The sequence below is a fragment of the Tsukamurella ocularis genome (genome assembly GCF_024807615.1).
GTDB classification, from domain to species: domain Bacteria; phylum Actinomycetota; class Actinomycetes; order Mycobacteriales; family Mycobacteriaceae; genus Tsukamurella; species Tsukamurella ocularis.
This window is the reverse complement of sequence record NZ_JANUCJ010000003.1, coordinates 474,434-500,093: the sequence shown is the minus strand read 5'-3', so window position 1 is coordinate 500,093 and position 25,660 is coordinate 474,434. Positions and strand designations below refer to the sequence as shown.

General features: G+C 70.2%; 29 protein-coding genes. 16 read left to right on the top strand and 13 right to left on the bottom strand.

The features are described from left to right. Window positions 1-18: 18 nt before the first annotated feature. Window positions 19-936, bottom strand: a complete 918-nt coding sequence (locus HNP44_RS13860; RefSeq protein ID WP_259141041.1) for a LysR family transcriptional regulator — start codon at window positions 934-936, stop codon at window positions 19-21. A gap of 121 nt (window positions 937-1,057) precedes the next feature. On the opposite strand from HNP44_RS13860, the gene HNP44_RS13855 reads away from it, so the two are divergent. From HNP44_RS13855 to HNP44_RS13845, 3 genes are all read left to right on the top strand, one after another. After that, a complete protein-coding gene (locus HNP44_RS13855; RefSeq protein WP_259141040.1) occupies window positions 1,058-2,419 on the top strand; it encodes an MFS transporter in 1,362 nt (453 codons plus the stop codon). Window positions 2,420-2,424: 5 nt separating this feature from the next. After that, a complete protein-coding gene (locus HNP44_RS13850) occupies window positions 2,425-3,144 on the top strand; it encodes a 3-hydroxybutyrate dehydrogenase (protein WP_259141186.1) in 720 nt (239 codons plus the stop codon). A gap of 117 nt (window positions 3,145-3,261) precedes the next feature. After that, complete coding sequence (locus HNP44_RS13845; RefSeq protein WP_259256892.1) at window positions 3,262-4,707, top strand: acyltransferase; 1,446 nt, start codon at window positions 3,262-3,264, stop codon at window positions 4,705-4,707. On the opposite strand, the gene HNP44_RS13840 is transcribed toward HNP44_RS13845, so the two are convergent. From HNP44_RS13840 to HNP44_RS13830, 3 genes are read right to left on the bottom strand one after another with little or no spacing between them, the layout of a single operon-like run. Then, window positions 4,704-6,365 carry a dihydroxyacetone kinase family protein gene (locus tag HNP44_RS13840; protein WP_259141038.1) on the bottom strand — a complete coding sequence of 554 codons (1,662 nt, stop codon included), beginning with the start codon at window positions 6,363-6,365 and terminating at the stop codon, window positions 4,704-4,706. The genes HNP44_RS13845 and HNP44_RS13840 overlap by 4 nt on opposite strands. A 9-nt stretch (window positions 6,366-6,374) precedes the next feature. Continuing rightward, window positions 6,375-6,806: a SixA phosphatase family protein gene (locus HNP44_RS13835; protein WP_259141037.1), complete on the bottom strand. Its 432-nt coding sequence runs from the start codon at window positions 6,804-6,806 to the stop codon at window positions 6,375-6,377. 10 nt (window positions 6,807-6,816) lie between these two features. Then, window positions 6,817-7,269: a SixA phosphatase family protein gene (locus HNP44_RS13830; protein WP_259141035.1), complete on the bottom strand. Its 453-nt coding sequence runs from the start codon at window positions 7,267-7,269 to the stop codon at window positions 6,817-6,819. A gap of 40 nt (window positions 7,270-7,309) precedes the next feature. Here HNP44_RS13830 and HNP44_RS13825 point away from each other — a divergent pair, with 40 nt between their 5' ends. The 3 genes from HNP44_RS13825 to HNP44_RS13815 are packed head-to-tail and all read left to right on the top strand — an operon-like array spanning window position 7,310 to window position 8,414. After that, window positions 7,310-7,519 (top strand): hypothetical protein, encoded by a 210-nt coding sequence (locus HNP44_RS13825; RefSeq protein ID WP_259141034.1) that lies wholly within the window; start codon window positions 7,310-7,312, stop codon window positions 7,517-7,519. Between the two features lie 2 nt (window positions 7,520-7,521). Then, entirely contained in the window at window positions 7,522-7,878 is a 357-nt protein-coding gene (locus tag HNP44_RS13820) for an RNA-binding S4 domain-containing protein (protein WP_259141033.1), read from the top strand. Continuing rightward, on the top strand, window positions 7,875-8,414 hold the full coding sequence (locus HNP44_RS13815) for a GNAT family N-acetyltransferase (RefSeq protein WP_259141032.1): 540 nt from the start codon (window positions 7,875-7,877) through the stop codon (window positions 8,412-8,414). The genes HNP44_RS13820 and HNP44_RS13815 overlap by 4 nt, the downstream gene beginning before the upstream one ends. Here the strand turns inward: HNP44_RS13815 and HNP44_RS13810 are convergent. The 3 genes from HNP44_RS13810 to HNP44_RS13800 are packed head-to-tail and all read right to left on the bottom strand — an operon-like array spanning window position 8,309 to window position 10,860. Continuing rightward, complete coding sequence (locus HNP44_RS13810) at window positions 8,309-9,934, bottom strand: adenylate/guanylate cyclase domain-containing protein (RefSeq protein ID WP_259141031.1); 1,626 nt, start codon at window positions 9,932-9,934, stop codon at window positions 8,309-8,311. The two genes, HNP44_RS13815 and HNP44_RS13810, sit on opposite strands and share 106 nt — an antisense overlap. 60 nt (window positions 9,935-9,994) lie before the next feature. Beyond that, entirely contained in the window at window positions 9,995-10,480 is a 486-nt protein-coding gene (locus HNP44_RS13805) for an SRPBCC family protein (RefSeq protein ID WP_259141030.1), read from the bottom strand. Then, window positions 10,477-10,860: an ArsR/SmtB family transcription factor gene (locus HNP44_RS13800; RefSeq protein WP_259141029.1), complete on the bottom strand. Its 384-nt coding sequence runs from the start codon at window positions 10,858-10,860 to the stop codon at window positions 10,477-10,479. Before HNP44_RS13800 ends, HNP44_RS13805 begins: the two co-directional genes overlap by 4 nt. A gap of 117 nt (window positions 10,861-10,977) precedes the next feature. Here HNP44_RS13800 and HNP44_RS13795 point away from each other — a divergent pair, with 117 nt between their 5' ends. Genes HNP44_RS13795 through HNP44_RS13780 form a run of 4 tightly spaced genes read left to right on the top strand, consistent with a single transcriptional unit; the run spans window position 10,978 to window position 14,696 of the window. Continuing rightward, a complete protein-coding gene (locus tag HNP44_RS13795; RefSeq protein WP_259141028.1) occupies window positions 10,978-12,426 on the top strand; it encodes an ABC transporter substrate-binding protein/permease in 1,449 nt (482 codons plus the stop codon). After that, on the top strand, window positions 12,423-13,178 hold the full coding sequence (locus tag HNP44_RS13790; protein ID WP_310437684.1) for an amino acid ABC transporter ATP-binding protein: 756 nt from the start codon (window positions 12,423-12,425) through the stop codon (window positions 13,176-13,178). The genes HNP44_RS13795 and HNP44_RS13790 overlap by 4 nt, the downstream gene beginning before the upstream one ends. Before the next feature lie 50 nt (window positions 13,179-13,228). Next, a complete protein-coding gene (locus HNP44_RS13785; protein ID WP_259141026.1) occupies window positions 13,229-13,861 on the top strand; it encodes an MSMEG_1061 family FMN-dependent PPOX-type flavoprotein in 633 nt (210 codons plus the stop codon). Window positions 13,862-13,865: 4 nt separating this feature from the next. Beyond that, entirely contained in the window at window positions 13,866-14,696 is an 831-nt protein-coding gene (locus HNP44_RS13780; protein ID WP_259141025.1) for a PhzF family phenazine biosynthesis protein, read from the top strand. 141 nt (window positions 14,697-14,837) lie between these two features. On the opposite strand, the gene HNP44_RS13775 is transcribed toward HNP44_RS13780, so the two are convergent. Continuing rightward, entirely contained in the window at window positions 14,838-15,992 is a 1,155-nt protein-coding gene (locus HNP44_RS13775) for an N-acetylglucosamine-6-phosphate deacetylase (protein WP_259141024.1), read from the bottom strand. Beyond that, entirely contained in the window at window positions 15,989-17,224 is a 1,236-nt protein-coding gene (locus tag HNP44_RS13770) for a PTS transporter subunit EIIC (RefSeq protein WP_259141023.1), read from the bottom strand. Before HNP44_RS13770 ends, HNP44_RS13775 begins: the two co-directional genes overlap by 4 nt. A gap of 104 nt (window positions 17,225-17,328) precedes the next feature. Here HNP44_RS13770 and HNP44_RS13765 point away from each other — a divergent pair, with 104 nt between their 5' ends. The 4 genes from HNP44_RS13765 (at window position 17,329) to HNP44_RS13750 (ending at window position 20,273) form a co-directional block, all read left to right on the top strand. Further along, on the top strand, window positions 17,329-17,556 hold the full coding sequence (locus tag HNP44_RS13765) for a PTS transporter subunit EIIB (protein ID WP_146436041.1): 228 nt from the start codon (window positions 17,329-17,331) through the stop codon (window positions 17,554-17,556). Then, entirely contained in the window at window positions 17,553-18,008 is a 456-nt protein-coding gene (locus tag HNP44_RS13760; protein WP_259141022.1) for a PTS sugar transporter subunit IIA, read from the top strand. Before HNP44_RS13765 ends, HNP44_RS13760 begins: the two co-directional genes overlap by 4 nt. A 160-nt stretch (window positions 18,009-18,168) precedes the next feature. Continuing rightward, window positions 18,169-19,443 (top strand): hypothetical protein, encoded by a 1,275-nt coding sequence (locus HNP44_RS13755; RefSeq protein WP_259172135.1) that lies wholly within the window; start codon window positions 18,169-18,171, stop codon window positions 19,441-19,443. Continuing rightward, a complete protein-coding gene (locus HNP44_RS13750) occupies window positions 19,440-20,273 on the top strand; it encodes a DUF4393 domain-containing protein (RefSeq protein ID WP_259141019.1) in 834 nt (277 codons plus the stop codon). Before HNP44_RS13755 ends, HNP44_RS13750 begins: the two co-directional genes overlap by 4 nt. A 9-nt stretch (window positions 20,274-20,282) precedes the next feature. Here HNP44_RS13750 and HNP44_RS13745 read toward each other — a convergent pair whose 3' ends face one another. Beyond that, entirely contained in the window at window positions 20,283-21,497 is a 1,215-nt protein-coding gene (locus tag HNP44_RS13745) for a DUF418 domain-containing protein (RefSeq protein ID WP_259141018.1), read from the bottom strand. 53 nt (window positions 21,498-21,550) lie between these two features. On the opposite strand from HNP44_RS13745, the gene HNP44_RS13740 reads away from it, so the two are divergent. Next, on the top strand, window positions 21,551-22,255 hold the full coding sequence (locus tag HNP44_RS13740) for a MerR family transcriptional regulator (RefSeq protein ID WP_259141017.1): 705 nt from the start codon (window positions 21,551-21,553) through the stop codon (window positions 22,253-22,255). Window positions 22,256-22,264: 9 nt separating this feature from the next. Here HNP44_RS13740 and HNP44_RS13735 read toward each other — a convergent pair whose 3' ends face one another. Both HNP44_RS13735 and HNP44_RS13730 read right to left on the bottom strand, forming a co-directional pair. Further along, window positions 22,265-22,990, bottom strand: a complete 726-nt coding sequence (locus tag HNP44_RS13735; protein ID WP_259141016.1) for a GntR family transcriptional regulator — start codon at window positions 22,988-22,990, stop codon at window positions 22,265-22,267. A gap of 36 nt (window positions 22,991-23,026) precedes the next feature. Beyond that, the gene (locus HNP44_RS13730; RefSeq protein WP_259141015.1) at window positions 23,027-23,620 is read right to left on the bottom strand and encodes an alpha-ketoglutarate-dependent dioxygenase AlkB; all 594 of its coding nucleotides are present in this window, start codon (window positions 23,618-23,620) and stop codon (window positions 23,027-23,029) included. A 60-nt stretch (window positions 23,621-23,680) separates the two neighbouring features. Here HNP44_RS13730 and HNP44_RS13725 point away from each other — a divergent pair, with 60 nt between their 5' ends. Beyond that, window positions 23,681-24,667: an LLM class F420-dependent oxidoreductase gene (locus HNP44_RS13725; RefSeq protein ID WP_259141013.1), complete on the top strand. Its 987-nt coding sequence runs from the start codon at window positions 23,681-23,683 to the stop codon at window positions 24,665-24,667. On the opposite strand, the gene HNP44_RS13720 is transcribed toward HNP44_RS13725, so the two are convergent. Further along, window positions 24,610-25,632: an oxygenase MpaB family protein gene (locus HNP44_RS13720; RefSeq protein WP_259141012.1), complete on the bottom strand. Its 1,023-nt coding sequence runs from the start codon at window positions 25,630-25,632 to the stop codon at window positions 24,610-24,612. The genes HNP44_RS13725 and HNP44_RS13720 overlap by 58 nt on opposite strands. Between the last annotated feature and the right edge of the window lie 28 nt (window positions 25,633-25,660).

Sequence of the window (25,660 nt, the reverse complement as noted above, 5' to 3'; positions counted from 1 at the left end):
GCGGTCCGGTGAACGCCGTCAGGGTCGTGCGCCGGGTCCGGGAACGCCCAGGAGGACGGCGCGCATCGAGTCCACCTGCGCGCGCAGCGCGGTGACGACCGCGGCCACCTCGCGCCGCTGCGCCGCCTCGGGCCGCACCACCATCCAGTACTCCAGTTGCACGGAGACGTCGTCGGGCAGCACCCGCACCAGGTCGGGCCGGGCGTCGGCGAGGAAGCAGGGGAGCAGGCCCAACCCGGCGCCGGCGCAGGTGGCCTCCACGTGGACGAGCACGTTCGTCGAGCTGAGCCGGTCGGTCATGTCGGGTACCAGGACCCGCGCGAGGTCCAGGTCGTCGACGGTGAGCATCGAGTCGATGAAGTAGACGAGCGGCCGCCCGGCCAGGTCGCGGGGCCGCTGCGGCGCCCCGTCGGCCGCGAGGTACTCCCGCGAGCCGTAGAGGCCGAGCCGGTAGGGCGCGAGCAGCTCGGGCTCCACCCGGTAGGTCTCGGGCCGGCCCACCACGACCTCGACGTCCACGCCGGAGCGGGTCGACGGTGCGCGGCGCGTCACGGTCAGCAGGTCGACGGACAAGCGCGGGTGGGCCCGCCCCAGCTGCGCGATCGCGGGCGCGACGACGCGGGCGCTGAAGCCGTCGGTCGCGGCGATGCGGACCTTGCCGTGCAGGTCGTCGGCGGTGTCGGCGTCGAGGCCGTGCAGCACCGCCTCGATCCGCTCGGCCGCGGCGACCCCCGCGCGGCCCAGTTCGGTGAGCTCCCAGCCGGCCGCGCCGCGGGCGAGCAGCGGCCCGCCGAGCGCCTGCTCGAGGGCCGCGACCCGGCGCGAGGCGGTGGTGTGGTTGATGCCCAGCAGGTCGGCCGCCGCGGTGTAACGGCCGGTCCGCGCGACGGCCAGCAGAGTGAGCAGGCCGTCGGCGCTCGGCTCAGGAGTGTGCATGGATGCAGATCCGATCCGCGGTTGTGGGCATTGTGTGTGCGATTTTATCCATACATACTGCGTTGAGCATGGCGTGCGTCACATCCGTTCGGCGCCGTGATCCGTCGCACAAGGAGTGGATATGACGCAGACCGACCTGGAGCAGCCGCGGGGGCTCCGGAAGATCGTCGCCGCGTCGATGGCCGGCACGGTCGTCGAGTGGTACGAGTTCTTCCTCTATGGCATCGCCGCCACGGTGGTGTTCAACAAGATCTTCTTCAAGGCCGGCGCGAGCGAGTACGACGCGATCATCGCCGCCTTCGTCACCTACGCCGTGGGCTTCGCGGCCCGGCCGGTCGGCGGCATCGTCTTCGGCCACCTGGGCGACAAGCTGGGCCGCAAGAAGCTCCTGCAGGTCTCGATCCTCATGGTCGGCGTCGCGACCTTCCTCATGGGCTGCCTGCCCACCTTCGACCAGATCGGCTACTGGGCGCCCTTCCTGCTCGTGGTCCTGCGCTTCATCCAGGGCTTCGCCGTCGGCGGCGAGTGGGGCGGCGCGGTGCTGCTCGTGGCCGAACACAGCCCGAACACGTCCCGCGGATTCTGGGCATCGTGGCCGCAGGCCGGCGTTCCGGGCGGAAACCTGGCCGCCACCGTCGTACTGCTGATCCTGACCAACGCGCTGTCCGAGGCGGACTTCCTCGCGTGGGGCTGGCGCGTCGCGTTCTGGCTGTCGGCCGTGATCGTGCTGGTGGGCTACTACATCCGCACGCAGGTCGACGAGTCGCCGCTGTTCAAGGAGGCCCAACAGGAGATCGCGAAGGAGAAGGCCGTCTCGTACGGCGTCGTCGAGGTCGTCAAGCGTTACCCCCGCGGCGTGCTCTCGGCGATGGGCCTGCGATTCGGCGAGAACATCTTCTACTACCTCGTCGTGACCTTCTCGATCACGTACCTCAAGACCGTCGTGAAGATGGACACCTCCGACATCCTGATGTGGCTGCTCATCGCGCACGCGGTGCACTTCGCGGTCATGCCGCTGGCGGGCGCGCTCACCGACCGCGTCGGCCGCCGGCCCGTGTACTGGGTCGGCGCGGCGCTCGCCGCGACGTGGGGCTTCTTCGCCTTCCCGATGTTCGACACGGGGCACGGCGTCGTGGTCGTCGCCGCCGTGACGATCGGCCTGATGTTCCACGCGCTGATGTACGCGCCGCAGCCCGCGATCATGGCGGAGTCCTTCCCCACCCGGATGCGCTACTCGGGCGTCTCGGTCGCGGCGCAGGTCACCTCGGTCGTCGCCGGTTCGCTGGCGCCGATCATCGCGACCAAGCTGCTCAAGGACTTCGGCTCGTCGGTGCCCGTCGCGGTGTACCTCGCGCTCGCGTGCGGCATCACCTTCCTCGCGGTCTTCTTCGTCCGCGAGACGAAGGGCATCGATCTCGCCACGATCGACGAGGAGGACCGGGCGGCCCTGCAGGCCGAGCAGGCCACCGGGGCCCGCGCGTGAAGGCGATGGTGACCGGCGGCGCCGCGGGGATCGGAGCCGCCGTCGCGCGCCGCCTCGCCGCCGACGGTGCCGCCGTCACCGTCGTCGATCGCGACGGCGCGGCCGCGGTGGCGCTGGCCGCGGAGATCGGCGGCACGGCGCTCGAGCTGGACCTCACCGACACGGCCGCCCTCGCGGACCTGAGCCTGGACGTCGACGTGCTCGTCAACAACGCGGGCGTGCAGCACGTCGCGCCGATCGAGGACTTCGACCCGGCCTGGTTCTACCGGATCCTCACGCTGATGCTGGAGGCGCCCTTCCTGCTCACCCGCGCGGCGCTGCCCGGCATGTACGAGCGCGGCTTCGGCCGGATCGTGCACGTCTCCTCGGTGCACGGGCTGCGGGCCTCGAAGTACAAGGCGGCCTACGTCGCGGCCAAGCACGGCGTGGAGGGCCTGTCCAAGGTCACCGCGCTCGAGGGCGGCGAGCACGGTGTCACCAGCAACTGCGTGAATCCGGGCTACGTACGCACCGCGCTGGTCGCGAAGCAGATCGCCGAGCAGGCGGCCGCGCACGGCATCACCGAGCAGCAGGTCACGGACGAGGTCTTCCTCGCGCGCCCCGCGATCAAGCGCCTCATCGAGCCCGACGAGGTCGCGGGCCTGGTGGCGTGGCTGTGCTCGCCCGCCGCCGCGATGGTCACCGGCGCCGCCTACACCATGGACGGCGGCTGGACCGCGAACTGATCGCCTGGCAGTCTCCTGGGAGTGCGCCCCGTGAGTTGGAGCGGCGCAGTCGCAACGGCTACCGTACGAAGGGCCTGTGACCAGGTATTGCCGTGCTGTAGTTGGGATTGTTGATCAGTGGGTGTGGACCAGACGATGAGCGAACGCGGCGTCGAGCCGACGCCTGAGCCCGTGGCGGCGACGCCCGCGCCCGAGCAGGCCGCGGCGACACCGTCGAAGCCCAAGCGCTCCGGCGGGCACCTCTTCGAGCTCGACATCGTGCGCATCGTGACCTTCGCGGGCGTCATCTTCGACCACTGCGTCTCGGGCACGACGTTCCCGTTCAGCGTCGCCTCGAACGCGATCCAGACGATCTTCCACTACACCCGCAACGCCTTCTTCGCACTCACGGGCTTCGTGCTGGTGTATCAGTACCGCGACCGCACGCTCGACCCGATCGACTTCTGGCGCCGCCGGTACAAGGCGGTGGGCCTGCCCTTCCTGACCTGGAGCATCTTCTACTGGCTCTATCACATGTACGTGATGTGGCCGCCGGCGTTCTCCAACATCACGCGCACGTTCGAGACCTGGGAGTCGACCAAGGCCGCGCTCAAGGTGCTCGCCTACGACCTGTTCACCGGCGACGCCTGGTACCACCTCTACTTCGTCTTCGTGACGATGCAGGTGTACCTGATCTTCCCGCTCCTGCTGAAGTTCCTGCGCTGGACCATGGGCTACCACAAGTACGTCCTGGCGGCGAGCTTCGTCTTCCACCTGATCCTGCTGCACTACATGACCACCGCGCGCCCGGAGATGTTCAACTACGGGCTGCTCGCGAAGCTGTGGAACCACCTGCCGGCGACGATCTTCCCCTACCAGTTCTTCACGCTGCTCGGCTGCGTCGCCGCCATGCACATCGAGGAGGTGCGGGCCTGGTTCTCGCGCTTCCGCGGCCGCGTCATCACCATCGCGATCGGCGTCGTCATCGTCACCCTCATCGCCTACGGCTACAAGACCAGCATGGAGGGGATGTTCCCCACCGACGCGGCGAACGTCTTCCGCCCGTACGCCGCGGTGATGTTCGTGATGATCATCCTGGCCCTGTATGCGGCCGGCACCTACTGGTCCGACTACCGGACTACGGGCTCGTTCTGGGACAGGTTCCTCAAGACCGCCTCCGACCGCTCCTTCGGCATCTTCCTGGTGCACGCCTTCGCGCTGCAGGAGCTGGCGCCGACGATCCAGCGCTTCCGGTTCGACGTCTACGCGCCGATCCTCACCATCTGCACCTTCATCGTGACCGCCTTCTTCACCGTCGCGATCAGCGAGGTGCTGCGCCGGACCCCCGTCAGTCTGTGGACGACCGGCCGCACGATGATCCCGATGGTGAAGCAGAGGCTCACCGTATCGATCGGCATCGGCGTCGCGATGATCGTGATCGGCGCGCTCTGCTACTGGCCGCTCGACGTGCCGGCCGGTGCCGTCTCGGTGGCTCTGGGCGCGGTGCTGCTCGTCTGGCAGGGCCTCGGCCGCACGGTCTTCGCCGGCCCTGCGGGCGCCCGCCCGCTGCCCGTCAGGGCCTAACGCGCGACCCCGCCGGTTCCCGCCGACAAGTCGGCGGCCGCGGCCTCGAACAGCCAGGACATCACCAGCGCACCGGGATCCGGCACGCCGATGACGGCGTCGCCGAGGTAGCTGGCGCGGCCGCGCGAAGCGGTGCTGTCCGCGGTGGCCGCCACGCCCTGCGCCGCCGCGGCCGCCGCGTCGGCGAGGGATCCGTCGGCGTCGAGCACGTCGGCGGCGGGGGAGATGGCGTCCACCACCGTCTTGTCGCCGACCCGCGCCCCGCCCAGCTCGACCACGGCGTCGAGCCCAGCGCGCACCCCGCGCGCGAAGCCGGCACCGTCGGCCTGCAGGGCCCGGCCGAGCTCGGTGAAGAAAGTCCCGAAGACGGCGCCGGAGGTGCCGCCCGCGCGCACCAGATACGAGGTGGCCATGGCGTCGAGGACCTCGCCGTCGGGGCCGCGCAAGGGGAGTGGGAAGTGGCCCAGCGCGGCCGCCATGTTGGTGCCGAAGTCGCCGTCGCCGGCCCTGCGGTCCAGTTCCGTCAGCTCGTCCACCGACCGCTGCACGCGGCTCACGAAGTCCGACAGCCAGACGTTCGGCTCGCCGCTGTCGGCGGAGTCGTCCGGCCGGGACTGGGCGAGCGGGTCGAGGTTCGACGGTGCCGTGGCGGTGTTCGGCCAGCCTGGCGCGGACGTCGGCGCGTCCCACAGCGCGACGAGCTCGTCGTCGAGGGGGACCACCGTGAGTGACGCGCCGGCCATGTCGAGGGCCGTCACGAGTCGTCCGACCAACGAGCGGGCGACCTCGATCCCGCGCTCGCCCAGCTGTTTCACCGCCTCGGCGAACAGCACGCCGGTCTCCAGGTCGGTGACGGCGCCGAGGTTGTTGACCACCACCAGCGCGCGGTCGCCGGAGCCGAGGCCGGTGCCGGGCAGGATCCGCGCCAGCAGGTCGGTGACGATCTCCTCGGCGGCCGTCGCGGGCCGCTCGTCGCGGGCGCGCTCGCCGTGGATGCCGACGCCGAAGGCCATGTGCCCGTCCGGCAGGTCGAACGAGGGGGTGTCGGACCCCGGCACGTTGCAGGCGGAGAAGGAGACCGCCATCGACCGCGCGCGGGCCGCGGCACGACGGCCGACCGCGGCGACCTCCGCCAGCGGCAGCCCCTGATCGGCGGCTGCGCCGCAGACCTTCTCCACCACGACCGTGGCGGCGGTGCCGCGGCGCCCGGGGCCGGAGGTGTCCTCGGTGGCGACGTCGTCATCGACCAGCACGAACTCGGTTGCGACGGCGGGCGCGTCGCTGTCGGGAAGGCCGACGAGGCGGCGAGCGACGGCGAAGTTCATCACGTCGCCGGTGTAGTTCTTCACCACGTGCACGACGCCCGCGCCGGTGTCCACGGCGCGGGTCGCGGCCGCCACCTGCAGGGCGTTGGGGGAGGTGAAGATCAGGCCGGGGCAGGCCGCGTCGAGCATGCCCGCGCCGATCAGCCCGACATGCATCGGCTCGTGCCCGGAACCGCCGCCCGAGACCACGGCGACGCCGGTGCTGCGGGGCGTGCGGCGGGCGACGAAGCCCGCGTCGTGCCAGGCCACGTCGGGGTGGGCCGCGAGCACGCCCCGCAGCCCGTCGGTGAAGAGGGATCCGGCGGAGTTCTCGAAGCGCGCGCGAGGGGTCACGGCTTCACGCTAGCGAGGAATGTGCAACTCCGCGTGGCCTTCCCGGATGACCGTGAACGCCGACGTGGGGAACTTGGCGAAGGTGAAGGTGGGGTCGAGGATCTGCGCTGCTTCGGCGAGACCGGGATCGTGACCCACGACGAGCACCGTCGTTGCGGCGCCCCGCTCCGCCTCCACGATGTCGAGGATCTCGGTGCCCGTCGCCCCGTACAGCGCGGGCAGGTGACGCACCGGTGCGTCGACGGCGGCCCGCTCCAGCGTTGCCTGCGCGCGCTCGGCGGTCGAGCACAGCACCAGATCCACGTCGTGTCCGTAACGGCGGATCGCCTTGCCGGCCAAGCCGGCCTGCCGGACACCGCGCGGCGCCAGCGGGCGGTCGTGATCCTTCACCTTGTCGGGGTACGCGGACTTGCCGTGCCGCAGCAGGATCAGGGTGTCCATATCGGACACCCTACGGGGTGAACCAGGACAGCATCCGTCCCGAACCGGGCGCCGCCGGGCCGTCGTCGAGATCGAGCAGCACGATGGTGCCCGGGGCGAAGCCCGGGAGCTCCGCTCCCGGGTCGAGTTGCGCCGCCGCTTCGGGCAGCCCGGGGAAGTGCGCCACCACCAGCAGGACGTCGACGTCGCCGGGGACGCCGTTGATCTCGTCGAGCACGCGGCGGCCAGGGCACTCGTAGAGCACCTCGGTGGCCGTCATCGGGCAGCGCAGGTCCATCGCGTGGAAGGTCTCGACGGTGCGCCGCGCCGACGAGACCAGCGCATGACCGGGTTCGAAGCCCTGCTCGGCGAGCCAGGCCGCGGACCGTCGGGCCTGGTCGCGACCGTTCGCGCTGATCGGGCGGGCCTCGTCGGGGATCGACATGCCCGACTCGCCGTGTCGCATGAGCGCCAGCACCGTCATGCCCCGATCTTGCCCTGCCGGGAATGCGTACATTGGTGACATGGCTGGAAAAGAGCTCGATCCCGCGCGCAAGAAGGCCGCGCTGGACGTCGTGAAGCAGCATCCGGGGATGGTCGTCGCCATGACCGCTCCCGCGGTTGTCGTGGTGGCCGTCGGATTCTTCATCAGCACGGGCCTCGGCCTGCTCCTGCTGGTGGCCTTCGGCGTGCTCGGCGCTGTCGGTCTGTCGCGGCTGCTGCGCGCCCGGTAGCCGTGCGGGTCGACGCCTGGCTGTGGGCGGTGCGGCTGACCAAGACGCGGTCTGCCGCAGCCACGGCCTGCCGTGGCGGGCACGTGCGCGTCAACGGCGCCACCGCGAAACCGGCTCAGCACATCGTGGTGGGCGACGAGGTGCGGCTGCGGCTCGCCGGCCGGGAGCGGATCGTCGAGGTCGCCACCCTGATTCCCAAGCGGGTCGGCGCGCCTGTCGCCGCCACCTGTTACATCGATCACAGCCCGCCGCCCCCGCCGCGGGAGATCGTGCTGTCCATGCCGCAGCGCGACCGGGGCGCGGGGCGCCCCACCAAGCGCGAGCGTCGCGAGACCGACCGGCTGCTGGGGCACGAATGACAGCGTCGATGCAGGCGCGCGTGCGTCGCGCCGTGCCCGGCGACGCCGGCGCCGTCGCCGCGCTCGCTGCGCGCACCTTCCCCCTGGCGTGCCCGCCCACGCTGGCCCGCGAGCACGTCGCGGACTTCGTGGCCACGCACCTCAGCGAGGCCGAGTTCGACCGCCACCTGGCCGATCCCGCCCACCGGGTCCTCGTGGTCGACGGGGCGGACGGCCCCGTCGGGTACGCCCTGGTGCTGCACGGCGCGCACGACGAGGGGCCGGAGGCGCTGCGCGGCGCACCGTCGGCCTACCTGTCCAAGCTCTACGTGGACCCGGACCACCACGGCGGCGGGGTCGCGCGTGCGCTGCTCGACGCGGTCCGGGCCGACGCCGCGGACCTGCCGGTGTGGCTCGGCGTGAACGCCGACAACGCCCGGGCCAAGCGGTTCTACGCCAAGTCCGGCTTCGTGACGGCGGGGGTGCGCGAGTTCACCGTCGGGGGCACGACCTTCGTCGACGACGTGCTCGTCCTCGCCGACACCGCGGGGGAGTAGAGGCGGGTGCGCTCGTCGCGGCCGCGCAGCTCCAGCTCGTCGGTGAACCGCCAGTGCTGCGACTCGGCCTCGCGGGCGCCCATGATCGCCGGCTCGGACGCCACGGGCCGCGAGGTGTCGCGCTTGGCGACCTCGGACAGGCGCGCGGACTCGTTGACCGGGTCGCCGATCACGGTGTATTCGTAGCGCTCGATGGCGCCCACGTTTCCTGCGACGACCACGCCGTAGGAGACGCCGATCCCGGCCCGCAGATCGGGCACCGCGGCGGGCAGGCGGTCCGCGATGAGGCGCGCGGCGCGCAGGGCCCCGCCCGCCGGGTCCGGGTGCGGCAGCGGCGCGCCGAAGACGGCCAGCACCGCGTCGCCCTCGAACTTGTTGACCAGGCCGTTGTTCTCCTCGACCGCGGTCACGATCACCTCGAAGAACCGGTTGAGCAGATCGACCACCTCGGTCGCCGGGCGCTGCCGGGCCAGCGTCGTGGAGCCGACCACGTCGACGAAGAGTACGCCGACGACCTGCTCGGAGCCGCCCAGCTGCACGCCGAGGCCGAGCGCCGACTCAGCGACGTCGCGGCCCACGTGCCGGCCGAACAGGTCGCGCAGCCGCTCCCGCTCGGCGAGGCCGGCGGTCATCTCGTTGAACCCGGCCTGCAGCTCCCCCATGTCGGAACCGTCGAAGATACGAACGGCCACGTCCGTCTCGCCGTCGCGGACGCGGCGGATCGCGCCGCCCAGCACGCGCAGGGGCGCGATCAGGGCGTCGACGTTGAGCAGGCTGATGAGCGGCCCGGTGAGCAGTGCGATCGCAGCGAGGGCGGCGACGGCGATGAAGATGTCGAGCTTGGAGGTGTCGGCGCGGAAGGTGCCGAACAGCACCACGAGGACGATGCCCAGGATCGGCACGCCGGAGCCGATCGCCCAGGCGGTGGCGGCCCGCATCCGCAGCCGGCCCTTGCGTGGCGCGCGGTACCCGGCCTCCAGCGCCGCTGCTGCCGCGGGCCGCAGTGCGAACTCCGTGATCTGGTACGAGATCGCGCACACGACGACTCCGGACAGGCCCGTGACCAGCGCGATCTTCGGAATCAGGTCGGGATCGGTAGTGCCATAGCCCACGGTCATCACGATGGTTCCCAGGCCCCAGAGGAGGGCCTGGAGAGCGGTGAGCCGCCATGGTCCGACGATCGCCGCCTTGGCCTGTGCCGCGTTCGGCTCCTCCCGGCGGATCGACCAGCGCAGCGACCGGACCAGCCGGACGGTGCCGATCGTCGCGCCGAGGACGAAGGCGATCCCGATGTACAGCGGCACCACCAGGTAGTTGATCCACCAGGCGTCCCACGGGATCGACGGCTCCGGGATACCGACGGTCGCCAGCGCGATGGCCAGGCCGACGCCGATCAGGTTCGCGACGACCACACCGATGGTGATCACCAGCTGCACCCGGACGCGGGTCAGGCGGGAGCTGTCGTCGGCCGACCCGAGTAGGATCGACCCGTAGTCGGCGCGGAGCCGAGGCAGCTTCATACGGCTAAGTTACCGGGTCGTCACCGTCAAGCGGGTGATCGTTTCTCAAGGACGCGACGACTACACCTCGCCGTCCGCGAGGAGTCGGTCGAGCTTGGCGTAGCCGTCGACGATGCCGACCTCCATACCGCTGGCCAGCATGCCGTCGCGGCTCTCGAAGCTGTCGAGCAGCGAGACGGCGCGCAGCCGCGTACGCCCGTCGCCGAGGTCCTCGAACGTCATGGTCTCCAGCGAGACCCCGTCGGGCATGGCGTCGTAGGTGAAGGTCTGCACGATGCGGTCCTCCCGGACGTCGTGGAAGCTGCCGTGGAAGGCGTAGCGCTCGTCGCCGCGCTTGCTCACGTAGGCCCAGCTGCCGCCGGTGCGCGCGTCCCAGTGCTCGATCTCGGTGTCGATGTCCGACGGTCCCACCCAGCGGGTGTAGATCGCGGGGTCGGTATGGGCCCGGAACAACTGCGCCGGCGTCGCCTGGAAGTCGCGCGTGATGGTGACGGTGGGGAGGGTGGTAGAGGCCTCGATGCCGGCCTCGGCGTTGACGATGGTCATGATGCTGCTCCTTGTTCGGTGGGGTTCTCTTCTGCGTTCAGGTCGGCCAGCACCGCGTCGAGACGCTGGTAGCGCTGTTCGGCGCGACGGCGGTACCGCTCGAGCCACCCGTTCATGAGGTCGAAGACCTCCGCTTCCAGGTGGGCGGGCCGCGCCTGGGCGCGGCGGGTCCTGCTGATCAGGCCGGCGTTCTCGAGCACGGTGAGGTGCTTCGAGACGGCCTGGATGCTCACGTCGTAGCGCTCCGCGATCTCCGTGAGTGTGGCGTCGCCGTCCGCGAGGCGGGCGACGATGTCGCGCCGCGTGGGGTCCGCGAGTGCTGCGAACGCCTTGGACAGGTCGTCGGTGTCGTCGTTCGTGGTGCACCTCCTCGTGTTCAACCGATCTGTTGAATACGACGGTACGCCCTCGCCGATCTTTATTCAACCTCGCGGTTGAAAAGGTTCGACGCGGCGGTCCGTGGCGCGCCGGGCCGGTGCCGGTGCTAAGAACGACGCATGCGATCAGCCGTCCGCACCGCGTCCCGCGTCCTCCTCGTGCTGCTCGCGACGCTGCTCGTCGTCGCGCCGCTGCCGGCGCAGGCCGACCCGGTGCCACCGTCGGGCGGGGTCCTGCGGGTGGGCACCGAGGGGGTGTACCAGGTGTACAGCTATCACGACGATTCCGGGAAGCTCACCGGGTACGACGTGGAGATGATCACCGCCATCGCCGAGAAGATCGGGCGGCGAGTGGAATTCGTCGAGACTCCGTGGGATTCGATGATGGCGGGCCTGGAAGCCGGCCGCTTCGACCTGGTCGCCAATCAGGTCTCGGCCAGCCCCGAACGGGCGGCGAAGTACGACCTATCGGACACCTACTTGCAGACCGGCGGGTCGATCCTGGTGCGCAAGGGCGACACCTCGGTGCGCGCGCTCGCCGATATCCGCGGGAAGACGGCGGCGCAGAGCATCACGAGCAGCTGGTCCGGCGTCGCCGAGAAGGCGGGCGCGAAGATCGAGGCGGTCAACAGCTTCACCGATGCTGTCAACGTGCTGGCGCAAGGCCGGGTCGACGTGGTCGTCAACGACACGGGCGTCGTGCGCAACTACCTGACGGTGACCCCCGGCGCACCCGTCGAGATCGCCGCGGAGACGCCGGACAAGGCCGACTCGGTGTTCGCGGCCCGTAAGAACTCCGGACTCATCGCCGAGATCAACCGAGGCCTGGCCGAGATCCGCGCCGACGGTACCGCACAGCGAATTTCCGATCGGTTCTTCGGCGCGGGGGTACAGGAGCAGCACGGCTCCAGCACGTGGGACATGGTGCGGCGCAACCTGGTCCCGATGCTCAGGGCCACCGTCACCACGACGATCCCGCTCACGGCGATCAGCTTCGTGATCGGTTTGGCGATAGCGCTGGGGATCGCGCTGGCGCGGATGTCGAAACGGCGCGCGGTCAGCGGACTCGCCCGCGCCTACATCTCCATCATCCGTGGTACGCCGCTGCTCGTGCAGTTGGTGATCATCTTCTACGGGCTGCCACTCGCGGGTGTGGTGTTCGACCCGTTCCTCGCGGCGGTGATCGCCTTCTCGCTCAACGTCGGCGGCTACGCGGCCGAGATCATCCGAGCCGCCATCGGCGCGGTGCCACGCGGGCAGTGGGAGGCGGCCACCACGATCGGCATGGACTACCGCACGTCGCTGCAGCGGATCATCTTGCCGCAGGCCGCACGCACCGCCACGCCGCCCCTCGCCAACACCCTGGTCTCCCTGGTCAAGGACACGTCGCTCGCGTCCGCCATCCTGGTCACCGAGCTGTTCCGTCAGGCACAGATCGCCGCGGCGCCCACCTACGACTTCTTCATCATGTACGTCGTGGCCGCCTGCTACTACTGGGTGATCTGCCAGGCGCTGAGCCTGGTGCAGTCCCGTCTCGAGAGTCGATTCGAAAGGTACGTGGCACGATGACCGACCTGATCGCGGTGCGCGGCCTCACCAAGTCCTTCGGCGACGTCGAGGTGCTGCGCGGCATCGACTTCACCGTCCCGGAGGGCACGGTCACCGTCATCATCGGGCCGTCCGGATCCGGGAAGACGACGGTGCTCCGCTCGTTGAACGCGCTCGAGCTCCCGGACGGGGGCACCGTCACCGTCGGCGACGCGACCGTGGATTTCGGCGCCGGCGCGCCGCGGAAGACGGAGCTCGCGCGCTATCGCGCGCAGAGCGCGATGGTCTTCCAATCGCACAACCTCTTCCCGCACTTCACCGCGCTGCGGAACGTGACCGAGGGCCCGGTTGTCGTGCAGAAGCGCCCCGCCGCAGAGGTCGAGGCGGAGGCGCGGGACCTGCTCGCGCGAGTCGGGCTGAAGGACCACGCCGACAAGTACCCGCACCAGCTCTCCGGCGGGCAGCAGCAGCGCGTCGGGATCGCGCGGGCACTCGCGCTACGACCGCGGGTCGTGCTGTTCGACGAGCCCACCTCGGCGCTCGACCCCGAGCTGGTCGGCGACGTCCTCACCGTGATGCGCGACCTCGCGACCGAAGGTCGCACCATGGTGGTGGTGACGCACGAGATGGCCTTCGCCCGCGAGGTGGCCGATCAGGTGCTGTTCGTCGACCGCGGCACCGTTCTGGAGGCGGGCCGCCCCGCCGACGTCATCGGGAACCCGCGGCAGGACCGCACCCGCGAATTCCTCGACCGGATCCTGCGGCCGCTGTAGGTCGGAAACCGGGTCGCGGGCGCCCCGCACGGGTCTCTACGCTCGCTGACATGGCGCACGCACGCAGACCGGTGACCACCGCCGCAGAACTCCGGGCGGTGGTGCCCGAGCCGATTCCGCGGGTCCGCGACAAGGCTGTGCCCGAGCTGCACGAGCTGCATCGTCTGTTCCTCGCCGCGGCGCGCCTCTACTTCGTTGCCACGTCGGGGCCCGCCGGCCTCGACGTCTCGCCGAAGGGAGATCCCGCGGGCGGCGTCCTCGTGCTGGACGACCGCACGATCGCGCTCCCGGACCGACCCGGCAACCGCCGCGTCGACGGGCTCCGGAACCTGCTGGCCGATCCCCGCATCGCGCTCGAGTTCGTCATCCCCGGGCGCGGCGACACGCTGCGCGTCAACGGGACCGCTGTGGTGCTCGCCGACGCGCCCTACGCGCCCCGGATGGCGGTGGGGGAGAGGCTTCCGCAGCTCATCCTCGAAGTCGCGATCGACGAGGTCTTCTTCCACTGCAGCAAGGCCTTCCTACGCTCGGAGGCGTGGGACCCGTCGACGTGGGTGACTCCCGACGACGATCGCGGCGTACCCCGGCGCGCGGTCATCGCGAAGACCCTGGAGCGCCCGGACGACCCGCTGGAGGAACTGGACCGCTACTACGGCGCCGGCTACGGACGTGAGCTTTACTGAGACCATGCACCGCTTCCGACAGGTCGATGTCTTTTCCTCCGAACCCCTGCAAGGCAATCCGGTGGCCGTAGTGCACGACGCCGACGGCCTCACCGGCGAGCAGATGGCGGCGTTCGCACGCTGGACCAACCTCAGCGAGACCACGTTCCTGCTCCGCCCTACCGATCCGGCGGCCGACTACCGGCTCCGGATCTTCACGCCCGGCGGCGAGCTGCCCTTCGCCGGGCACCCGACCCTGGGGAGCGCGCACGCCTGGCTGGAGGGCGGAGGCGTCCCCGCGGCGACGGACACCGTCGTCCAGGAGTGCGGCGCCGGCCTGGTGCGCCTGCGCCGCGGGTCGACGCTCGCCTTCGCCGCGCCGCCGCTCGTCCGCAGCGGTCCCGCCGACGCGGACACCGTCGACCGGATCGCCGCGGGGCTCCGCGTCCCGGCGGCGGAGATCCTGGCCGCCGAGTGGGTGGACAACGGCCCCGGCTGGGTCGCGGCGCGGCTGCGCGACGCCGACGCCGTCCGTGCGCTGCGGCCGGACTTCGCAGCGATGGGAGAGTTCAACGTCGGTGTGGTGGGCCGGTATCCGGAGGGCGGCGACGCCGATGTCGAGGTCCGCGCCTTCTGCCCGTCCCTCGCGGTGCCCGAGGATCCGGTGACGGGCTCGCTCAATGCCGGCATCGCGCAGTGGCTGATCGGCGCCGGCGAGCTGCCGGGACGGTACATCGCTTCCCAGGGCACTGTGCTCGGCCGCCGCGGCCGCGTGCACGTCGAGCAGGACGGCGACGTGATCTGGATCGGCGGCGCCACGAGCACCACGATCCGCGGGGAACTCAATCTGGCGTGATCCATCCCGAGTGCCGAGGCGATGCCGAATGTCGCCGCTCCATGCACGCGGCCATCAGATCGTGGAGCAGGCGCGACGGGCTCGCGATCGCGAGGTGGGGCCGGTCGTGGGCACGACCCGGAGTCACCGGGAAATGAGGTGCTACGCCTGCTGGCCGCCACGGAGAACCCGCAGGAGCTCCAGGTCGGCGGAGAGCTCCAGCACGTCGGCGCGCAGGCCAGCGGACAGCTCGCCACGGTCCTGCAGGCCCAGGAGCCGCGCGGGGGTGGTCGCTCCGGCGCGCGCGGCGTCGGCGAGCGGTACCCCCGAGTGCCGGACCGCTCGGACCACCACGTCGAGCACCGACGAGGTGCCGCCGGCGATGGCGCCCGGCGTCCTGTCGCCCGTGGTCAGCCGCGCGACGCCGCCCCCGACGGTGACTTCCAGCGGTCCCAGCGAGTACTCGCCGTCGGGCATCCCGGCGGCCTGCATGGCGTCGGAGACCAGCGCGATGTGGTCCGGTCCGACGGTCGCGAAGACCATCGCGACGGTGCCGGCGGCGAGGTGCACCCCGTCGCCGATGATCTCCGCGACCGCGCGGCCCTCGCCCGCGGCGTGCAGCGCGGCGCCCACGGCTCCGGGATGCCGGTGGTGCATCGGGTGCATGCCGTTGAACAGGTGCGTGATGCTGACCGGGCCGTCCGGGGTGCCGAGTGCTTCGGCGACGGTGTCGTAGTCCCCTGCCGTGTGGCCCACGGAGACGACGGCGCCGGCTGCGGAGAGCTGCCGCGCCAACACCGCGAAGTGCGGTGTCTCGGCGGCCACCGTCATCGACCGGATGCGGCCGCCCGCGGCGTCGAGGAGGGTCGCCAGCAGTGGCGGGTCGCCGTCGATGATGTATCGAGGGTCCTGCGCGCCGCACACCTCCTGCGCGAGGAAGGGGCCTTCCAGATGCAGCCCGGCGACGGTGCCGTCGTCGACGAGGGGGGCGAGCGTCGCGATCCGCTCGAGCAGCTTCTCCGGCGCCGCCGAGACCAGCGAGGCCAGCAGCGTCGTCGTGCCGCGCCCCAGGTGGTGTGTGGCGGCCGCGCGGGCGCCGTCGGCATCCGAGTCGGGGAAGCCGAAGCCCCCGCCCCCGTGGCAGTGCACGTCGACCATGCCGGGCAGGTAGACCCGGTCCGACGGTGCCGGGAGCGTCGCCGACGGGAACGCGGAGGCCGGGGCGACCTCCGCGATCCGGCCGTCGGCGAGGGCCAGGACACCGTCGTCGATCGCCCCGGAGGGCGTGACGACGGTGCCGCGAAGGAGCTCGCTCAAGCCGTGGCCTCTGCTTCCATGTCCTCGTCCTCGCGACCGGGAGTCTTGAGGTTGCGTCGCCTGATGATGAAGCTGAACGAGAAGTAGTAGATCACGGCGTAGACCAGGCCCATCGGGATGAGCCACAGCGGATTCGTCGCCTTCCCGAAGTTCAGCACGTAGTCGATCGCGCCCGCCGAGAACGTGAAGCCGTGGTGAATGTCCAACCAGTTCGCGATGAGCAGGGAGCTGCCGGTGAGCAGCGCGTGCACCAGCAGCAGCGGCCAGGCGACGAAGATGAAGGAGAACTCGAGCGGCTCGGTGATGCCGGTGAGGAAGCTCGTGAGCGCGACGGACAGCATGATGCCGCCGACGGTCTTGCGGTTCTCGGGCTTGGCGCAGCGGTAGATCGCGAAGGCCGCGGCGGGGAGGCCGAACATCATGATGGGGAAGAAGCCGGTCATGAACGTACCGGCGGTGGGGTCGCCCTGCAGGAAGCGGGAGATGTCGCCGTGCACGATCTCGCCCGACGCCGTCCGGTAGTCGCCCAGGATGAACCAGACCACGGAGTTGATGATGTGGTGCAGGCCCAGGGGGAGCAGGAGGCGGTTGACCGCGCCGAAGACGCCGCCGCCCACGACGGAGTGCTCCGCGACCCAGTTGCCGAGGCCCGTGAGCGCCCAGTTGAACGCGGGGTAGACGAACGACATGAGCACGCCCACGACGATCGCGCCGGACGCCGTGAGGATCGGTACGAGGCGGCGGCCGGAGAAGAAGCCGATGTAGTCGGGCAATTTCGTCTTGTAGTACCGCTGCCACAGCACCGCCGACATGATGCCGATGACGATGCCGCCCAGCACGCCGTAGTTCACCACCGCCGGGTCGCCGGCCTTGTCGACCTTGCCGGCGAGCACCACCGGCGACATGGCCTTCTCGACCGCCTGGAAGCTGAGGTAGCCGACGAGTGCGGCGAGCGCGGTGGAGCCGTCGGCCTTCTTCGCCCAGCCGATGGCGATACCGACCGCGAACAGGATGGGGAGGTTCGAGATGAGGGCGTTTCCGGCGCCGCCGATCACCGCGGCGACGGTCTTCATGGAGTCGAATCTGCCGAGCAGATCGTCTTGGCCGAGCCGCAGTAGCAGGCCCGCCGCGGGCAGCACCGCGATGGGCAGCATGAGGCTGCGGCCGAGTTTCTGGAGACCGCTCAGATCGAGCCGTCGTGCTGATATACCGGATCCGGATGAGGAACTCATTTTTCGCTCCTGTCGAGGGACGAGTCCACTAGGGTGACGACAGGTTATAACCAGTTCGGTCGGCGCGCGCCGGTTTCCCCGAACCTCTCCGGAAGGCGGCAGGCATGTCGAAGGCGCAGGACATCGTGAACGGTCTCGGTGGGGCCGACAACATCGAGGAGGTGGAGGGCTGCATCACCCGCCTCCGCTGCGAGGTCAAGGACACCGGCCTCGTCGACCAGGCCGCGCTGAAGAAGCTCTCGCACGGCGTGATGATCGCCGGCTCGGCCGTGCAGGTCGTGGTCGGCCCGACCGCGGATGCACTCGCCGAGGAAGTGCAGGACCTCCTGTGACCGACGTGCTGGCACCGGTCGCCGGGCGGCTCGTGGCGCTCTCGGCAGTGCCGGATCAGGTCTTCGCTGGCGAGATGGTGGGCTCGGGGGTCGCCATCGAACCGGCCACCCCCGCCGACGGTGCCGAGGCCGTCGTCGTCTCGCCGGTGGCGGGGACTGTGCTGAAGTTGCATCCGCATGCAGCGATCGTGCTCGCGGACGGCGGTATCGGTGTTTTGGTGCATGTTGGAATCGACACTGTGAATTTGAACGGTGAGGGCTTCACGTTGCTGGCCGTGGAGAAGGCTGAGGTGGCTGCTGGGGATCCGCTGATCTCATTCTCCCCGTCGGGTATTCGTGATCGAGGGTTGAGTGCGATCTGCCCCGTCGTGGTGATGGATTCTCAACCCGGGTCCATTGGGAATATTGAAGAACGTGATGTGGCCGCGGGCGATTGGATCTTTACTGTGTGAATGATGCGTCGCCCCGGCGTGTTCAACTGGTCACAATGATCGAATGGAGGCGTAATCCTCTCACTATCTTGAGTACCGTGAGCGCGAATGTTGTCGGTTGGGGAAAGGGTGGATGGCCTGTGGTGAGCTCGACGGGACGCCTCGCTGAGGGAGGCGTGCGATGGATGCGAACCTGATCCAGCACCTCATCACCGTTCCGCTGTTCACCGGCATCATCGGCTACATCACCAACTGGACCGGCATTCTGATGCTGTTCGAGCCGAAGAAGTTCTACGGCGTCAAGGTGCCGGGGATGGCCACCCTGTATCCGTTGCTTCCGCACCGTGTCCAGGTGATCCCCGCGATCCTGCCCGACGGCCGCGTCGGCTGGCAGGGGATCGTGCCCTCGCGTGCGGAGAAGATGGCGAGCATCGCTGTCGACAAGTCGCTGAACAAGGTGGGCAGCATCGCCGAGTTCTACGAGGTGATGGACCCGGAACACGTCTCCGAGGTGCTCACCCGGGCGTCGCTGCCGACGATCCCGTCGATCGTGGAATCCGTGATGCAGCGGGAGAATCCGCGCCTGTGGTACTCGCTCCCCGAGGACGTCAAGCTGCTGGTGTACCGCCGCGTCTCGGCGTCGCTGCCCAAGGACGTCCGGAAGATCACGTCGACCATCGGCGAGAACATCGACGACTACATCGATGCCAAGCTGCTGGTGATCCGGTATCTCACGAACAATCCCGCGGTTCTGAAGGACATCTTCTACAACATGGGTCGCAAGGAGCTGAAGTTCATGCAGAACTTCGGTTTCTACTTCGGCTTCCCTATGGGCTTCTTGCTCGTGGCGTTGCTGCACTTCTTCCCTTACTGGTGGCTGCTGCCGCTGGGCGGGATCGTGATCGGCTACGTGGTGAACTACATCGGCATTCTGATGATCTTCGAGCCGATCCACCCCACCTGGTGGGTGCCGTGGAAGCAGGGCCTGTTCCTCAAGCGGAAGAAGGAGATCGGGGAGCAGTACGCCATCGTGATGGCCGACAAGGTCATCACCATCGAGAACATCTGCGACGAGTTGCTGCACGGTCCGCGGTCCGACCGCACGCGCGCCACCGTCGAGTCGGTGCTGCGGGACTCGATCGACAATGCCGCAGGCTGGGCCCGCGGCTTCGTCAAGCTGTCCGTGGGGTCCGCGGCCTACGATCGCGTGCCGCAGTTGGTCGGCGCCGAGGCGCTCAAGGTCGCACAGGCCACGGTCAGCGAGCCGAAGTTCGTTGCTGAGCAGCAGTCGAAGGTGCGCGAGTTCGTGATCGAGCGAATGAGCAAGCTCAGCCCCGAGGACCTCAGCGAGCTGCTCCGATCGGCGATCAAGCAGGATGAGTGGCTGTTGTTCCTGCACGGCGCGGTGCTCGGCTCGTTCGCCGGGTTCCTCCATTTAGCGATATTCGGGGTGTGACAGACGTGAATGAGAAGTCCCGTTCCTCCGCGGCCTCCGGCGACGAGGCCGCCGACGAGAACCGTGACCTCGCGCTCCGCGACGGTGGCCGAGAGGCCGCCGCGGCGGAGAAGCAGGAGTCAGGCGGACTCCTCGGCCGCCTGGGGCGTGTCTCGAATTCGGCGTTCAGTGTGACCCGCGAACTCGGTGGCTCGGCGCAGCGCCTCACACAGCAGTTCGTGAGCGAGGCCGGCCACCTCGTGGACGTCGCGCTGACCACGGAGGTCGCGCCGCGGATCGTCGTGCACGGCGAGGTGGTGGATGAACTGCTCGAACAGGCCCCCGAGCCCGTCGCCACTCCCGACGAGCTCCGTCGCTCGGGCGATCGACTCCTCGCGCAGTCCGCCGAGCCCGCGGGCGCGCAGACGCCCCACCCCGCGTACGAGCACCTCCTGCAGGAGCTGTGCCCGGACGAGGCGCGCATCCTGCGGCTGTTGTTCAACGACGGTGCCCAGCCCGCAATCGACGTACGCACGAACCGCCCGTTCGGCGTGGGCGCCGAGACCGTGGCCGCCGGTGTGTCGATGATTCCTGAGGTCGCGGGCTGTCGGAACCCCGACCGGATCGCCGAGTACCTCGGCAACCTGCACCGTTTGGGCCTGATTTGGTTCTCCAAGGAGCAGGTCGACGTGCGTCGTTACGAGCTGCTGCAGGTGCAGCCCCAACTGCTCGACGCGATGAGCAGCGCGGGCCGGTACGCGAAGACCGTTCGCCGCCGGATCGAGATCACGCCCTTCGGCCGCGCCTTCTACAGCACCTGCTTCTCCCCGTCGTCCGGCTTCGCGGACTAGGTCGCACCCCTATCGCGGGTAGGCGAGCCGACGCAGCAGGGTTTCCGCCGGCCCGCGGCGTCCTGCCGCCTCCAGTCGCACGGCGATCGCCACGGTCACCGCCCACGTCGCGGCCGCCAGCAGCGCCGCCGACCAGCTCGACAGGTACTGGCCGAGGCCTAGTCCCCAGGCCGCGAGCAGCGGTGAGAAGACGACCGACTGCGCGAGGTAGCCGCTCATCGATCGCTTGCCCAGGGCCTGCACTGCGGTCGCGAACGTCCCGGCGCCGTCGCGTTCCAGCCGCACGGCGAGCAGCCCGAACACCGCCACGTACCCGAGCCCGCCGAACAGCCCGCCCAGCGTGTGCAGCGGCAGCAGCCCCCAGTTCGCGCCGTGCCCGATCGCGAGGATGTCCAGGTTCTGGAGCGCGAGCAAGAGCCCCGTGCCCCAGCCGATCGTGATCCCGACGACCGCGCACCGTCGGAGCAGGGCGACGTGCGCCGACGGCGCGTCCAGGACGCGGTGCCGGGCCGCGAGCATGCCGAGCAGGACGGCGACGGGGACGATAAGCCCGAGCACCACTGTCGGCAGCATGGTCCCAGCCCACGTCGTGACGCGCTCGGACATCGCATCCCAGTATCCGGCGACCGCGTTCGCGTCTGTGAGGTGCGGGGTCGGGGAGCCGTCGCCGCCGATCGAGCGTGCGCCCACGAGGGTGAGCGTCGAGAACGCGGCGGACACGAGGACCAGGATCCCGGCCCAGATCGCGAGCGCCCGGTCCGACCGCCGGAGGAACAACCACACCAGCGCGAGGCCGGTGATCGCGTAGGCGCCGAGAATGTCGCCGTACCAGAGGAGTGCGGCATGGACGAAGCCGAACGCCAGCATCCACCAATGGCGGCGGCGCAGGATACGGCGGGCGTCGCCGGGCTCGGTGCCCGCTGCGAGCTGGCGGGTGTACAGCTGGACGATGCCGTAGCCGAAGAGGAAGGCGAACATCGGATAGACGCGGCTGTCGATGCCGGTGATCGCTACGGTCTGCACGACGCGATCGGCGATGGAACCGTCAGCACTGTGCGCGCCGGTGCCCGTCGGCCGGCCCCACACGAAGTACGGCACGTTTGCGACGGCGATCAGGACCAGCATGAAGCCCCGCGCGAGGTCGGGCGCGATGCTCCGGCGTCCGGTGACGGACGTGGGAGCGGCGGCGGGCGAGGGGGAGTCGGTGCCCGGGGTCGAGGTCATGATGCGACCGTAAACGTTGCCCCAAGGGCAGGGTCAAGCCGTAGGCTCGGTGCATGGCCTGGAGCACACGGGAGCTTGCCGAACTGGCAGGGACCACGGTCAAGGCCGTGCGGCACTACCACTCGATCGGCCTGCTCGACGAGCCCGCACGCGCGTCCAATGGGTACAAACAGTACGGCGTCGCGCACCTTGTTCGGCTGCTGCGGATCACGCGACTCAAGGAGCTCGGCGTCCCGCTCGCAGCGATGCGCTCCGACGCCGCAGCGGACCTGCCGACTGCGATCCGCGCGCTGGACGGCGAACTCGCGGAGCGGATCGCCCGGCTGCAGCACATCCGCGCGGAGCTCGCGGCGGCCCTGGAACACAATGCCCCGCTCGATACCCCGGCCGCTTTCCACGCCGTGGCAGAGTCGCTCTCCGACCGCGACCGGGCGCTCGCGACGGTGCTCGGCGGCGTCTTCGACGGCGCCGCCCTCGGCGACCTCAGCGCGCTCATGGCGGAGTCCACCGACGCCGACGAAATCTTCGACGCGCTGCCGCCCGACGCCGACGACGCGACGATCGAGGACCTGGCGCAGCGACTCGCGGCGTCGATCCGCGAGCAACACGAGCGGTTCCCGTGGATGGCCGACCCGACTGCAGCGTCTGCCCGCGGGCGCAACGCGGCGGAGCAGACTCTGGGCGCCGTGTTCCTCGAGCTGTACAACCCGGCGCAGATGCGCGCCCTGGCCCGAGCCGCGGCCATGATCGACGAGTGAGCCGGGCGGCTACGGCGCGTCGGCTGTCTCCGTGACCGTCATCTGCACCTGGTAGCGATCGGAGCGGTACCAGGAGTAGCTGTGCTCGACGCGGGTCGCGCCGGCGAAGGAGACGCGGTCGAAGGCCAGCAGCGGCGTGCCCGACGGGACGCCGAGCACCCGGGCCAGTTCCCCGTCGGAGGAGATCGCGCCGATGGACTGCTCGGCCCGGTCGATGGCCTGGCCGTACTCGGTGCGTAGGAGGGTGTAGATGGATTGCGTCAGGTCGTGCGCGTCGAGGCCGGGCGCGATCGCCTGCGGGTACCAGGCGTCGTCGACGGAGATCGGCACGCCGTCGGCGAGCCGAAGCCGCTTGACGTGATAGGCCTTGTCCGCAGCGCGGATCTGCAGGGCCGAGGTGGTCGACGGTGGCGGCACTCGCAGCTCCGTTTGCAGGACCACGGTCGAGGGGCTGCGGCCCAGGCGCCGCATGTCCTCGTGGAAGGAGGCCAGGTGCAGCCGCGACCGGGCGGGGCGGTCGGCGACGAAGGTGCCCTTGCCACGGATCCGTACGAGCGTGCCCTCGGCGACGAGCTGCCGCAGCGCTTCGCGCACCGTGATGCGGGAGACGCCGTACTCCTCGCAGAGCTGCCGCTCGCTGGGGAGCGCCGCCCCGGGCTCGAGCCCGTCCGTGCAGCGCTGCTCGAGGAGCGCCCGCAGCTGCTCGTGCTTCGGAATCGGGCCGTCCGAGATCATCGACCCATCTTGTCACACCAGGTAATGACCAGTGGGCTAACGAACTCCGGAGGCGCGGAACTGCACGCTGATCCGCGGGCCGGCGTGCGGCACCTTCGGTACCGCATGCTCCCAGGTGCGCTGGGCGGACCCGCCCATCGCGAGCAGATCGCCATGGCCCACCGTCAGCCTCGTGGATGCGCCGCCGCCGCGCGGGCGCATGAGGAACGGGCGGGCGGCGCCGAGGGAGACGATGGCGACGATCGTGTCGTGGGTGCCGCCACGGCCGATGGTGTCGCCGTGCCAGGCCACCGAGTCCGCGCCGTCCCGGTAGAGGCACAGGCCCACGGAGGTGAACGGCTCGCGCAGGTCCGGCCAGTACAGCTCCGTGAGCTCGGCCATCGCCGCGCTCAGCGCCGGGTGGGGGAGGGCGGCACCGTCGCCGTAGTAGCGCAGCAGTCGGGGCACGGGAAGCGTGCGCTCGTACATGCGGCGGCTCTCCTCGACCCACGGCACGTCGCGCTGCAGCGCGAGGAACAGGTCGTCGGCTCCCGCCTGCCATCCCGCGCGCACGTCGAGCCACGCACCGGCGGACAGCTCCCGGCGGTGCGGGGCCAGCGGTGCGGCATCGTCGAACAGCGAATCCTGCATCGCTCGCGACGATACGACGACCGACTGACACGTTCCGCGCGACCTCCGTAGGGTTGAGGGGTGCGATTCGGACTCTTCCTCCCGCAAGGCTGGCGCTTCGACCTCGTCGGCATCGATCCGGCGGACCACTGGTCCGTCATGAACGGCCTCGCCCAGCGGGCCGACGCCGGCCCCTGGGACTCGGTGTGGGTCTACGACCATTTCCACACCACCCCGGTCCCGAGCCGCGAGGCCACCCACGAGGCGTGGACGCTCATGTCCGCCCTCGCCGCGACCACGAGCCGGGTGAAGCTGGGCCAGATGTGCACCGCCATGGGCTACCGCAACCCCGCGTACCTGGCCAAGGTCGCGGCCACCGTCGACCTGATCTCCGGCGGCCGCACGCAGGTGGGCATCGGCGGCGGCTGGTACGAGCACGAGTGGCGGGCCTACGGCTACGGCTTCCCTTCGGCCGGGGAGCGGCTGGGCCGCCTCGAGGAGGGCGTGCAGATCCTCAAGCAGGCCTGGACCGAGGGCTCGGCCACGCTCGACGGGAAGTACTACCAGGTCGACGGGGCCATCTGCGAGCCGCGGCCGGTGCAGGACGGCGGCATTCCGCTGTGGGTCGCGGGCGGCGGCGAGAAGAAGACGCTGCGGATCGCGGCGAAGTACGCGCAGTACACCAACTTCGACGGCACCTTCGAGGGCTTCGCCCACAAGTCGGAGGTGCTCCGGAAGCACTGCGCTGACGTGGGCACAGACTTCGACGCCATCACCCGGTCGGCCAACTACAACATCACGATCGGCGAGGCCGCCCGCGACGTGCAGACCCGCCTCGACGAGACCCGCAACCGGCTGCTCGGGCATGTTCCGGAGGCGGGCGTCGACGCCGAGATGGGCGCCTACCTCGGCATGCCGGGCGTGGGCACACCCGGCGACATCGTCGCCAACCTCAAGCGCCTCGAGGCCGAGGGGATGACCTACGCCGTGTGCTACTTCCCCGAGATCGCCTACGACACCTCGGGACTCGAGCTCTTCGAGCGCGAGGTGATCCCCGCCTTCTCCTGAGCGCGCCGCGGCGCGTTCGGCTTCCATGGGAGCTCGGCGCGGCGCTCGGCGTGCACGGGGCAGTAGTGCATGGGATTGTCGCGTTCGAGCACCGGCGGCAGGTTCCGGACCGGCGAGTGCAGAACGGGTGCTTCCGCGGCGACCCGCCCGCGCGCCCGGTCCCAGCCGTCGCGCATTCGCGGGTGCATTCGGTAGCGGCGCGGCACCGCGCCCATCGTGCCGCGCACGAGGAGGCCGAACAGGCGGAAACCTGCTTCGTCGAACCTGTTCCAACGGAAGCCGAGGGTCTCGCGGACCGGCTCGTCGTACAAGCCGACGGTGATCCACATCGCCAGTGCTTGCGTGGGGATCATGGCCAGGCGCCATAGCCGCGCGGGAACCCAGGACAGCGCCGGGAGCGGCGGCAGGGAGGACAGGTCGAGGACGCGGCGGGCGGCCGGGTGGTCGATCAGCACCTCGCGGCAGGTCCGGTCCCAATAGGCGAGGAAGTCCTCGTAGGTCTCCGGGACCGGCCGCATCGAGACGCCGTACCGCGCGTACCACTGCCGCGACTCCGCGAACAGGGCGCGCTTGTCGGCCTCGGTGATCCGCGGCCCGAAGGCCTCCGCGCAGCGGATGTTCCCGTACCAGAAGGTGCAATGCGCCCAGTAGAAGACGTCGGGGTCCAGCGCGTGGTAGCGGCTACCGTCGGGCAGCGCGCCCTTGATGTCCCGGTGGTAGTCCCGCACCTCCTGCCCGGTCGCCGCGCCGTCCGGGTCTGCGACGGTGCCGATGATCGGATACAGGGAACGGTAGACGCGCTGCCAGCGCTCGCCGAAGAAGTCCGAGTGCTCCCAGACGGCGGCGCCGAGCTTGGGGTGCATGTTCTGCATCGATCCGGACCACGGACCCGTGAGCATGCCGCGCCAGTCCCCGAAGAAGCGCCAGGTGGTGCTCCCAGGGCCGAGTGGAACGGGGTCGTCCATGGCACCAGGTTAGCGCCGCGCGAGGCTC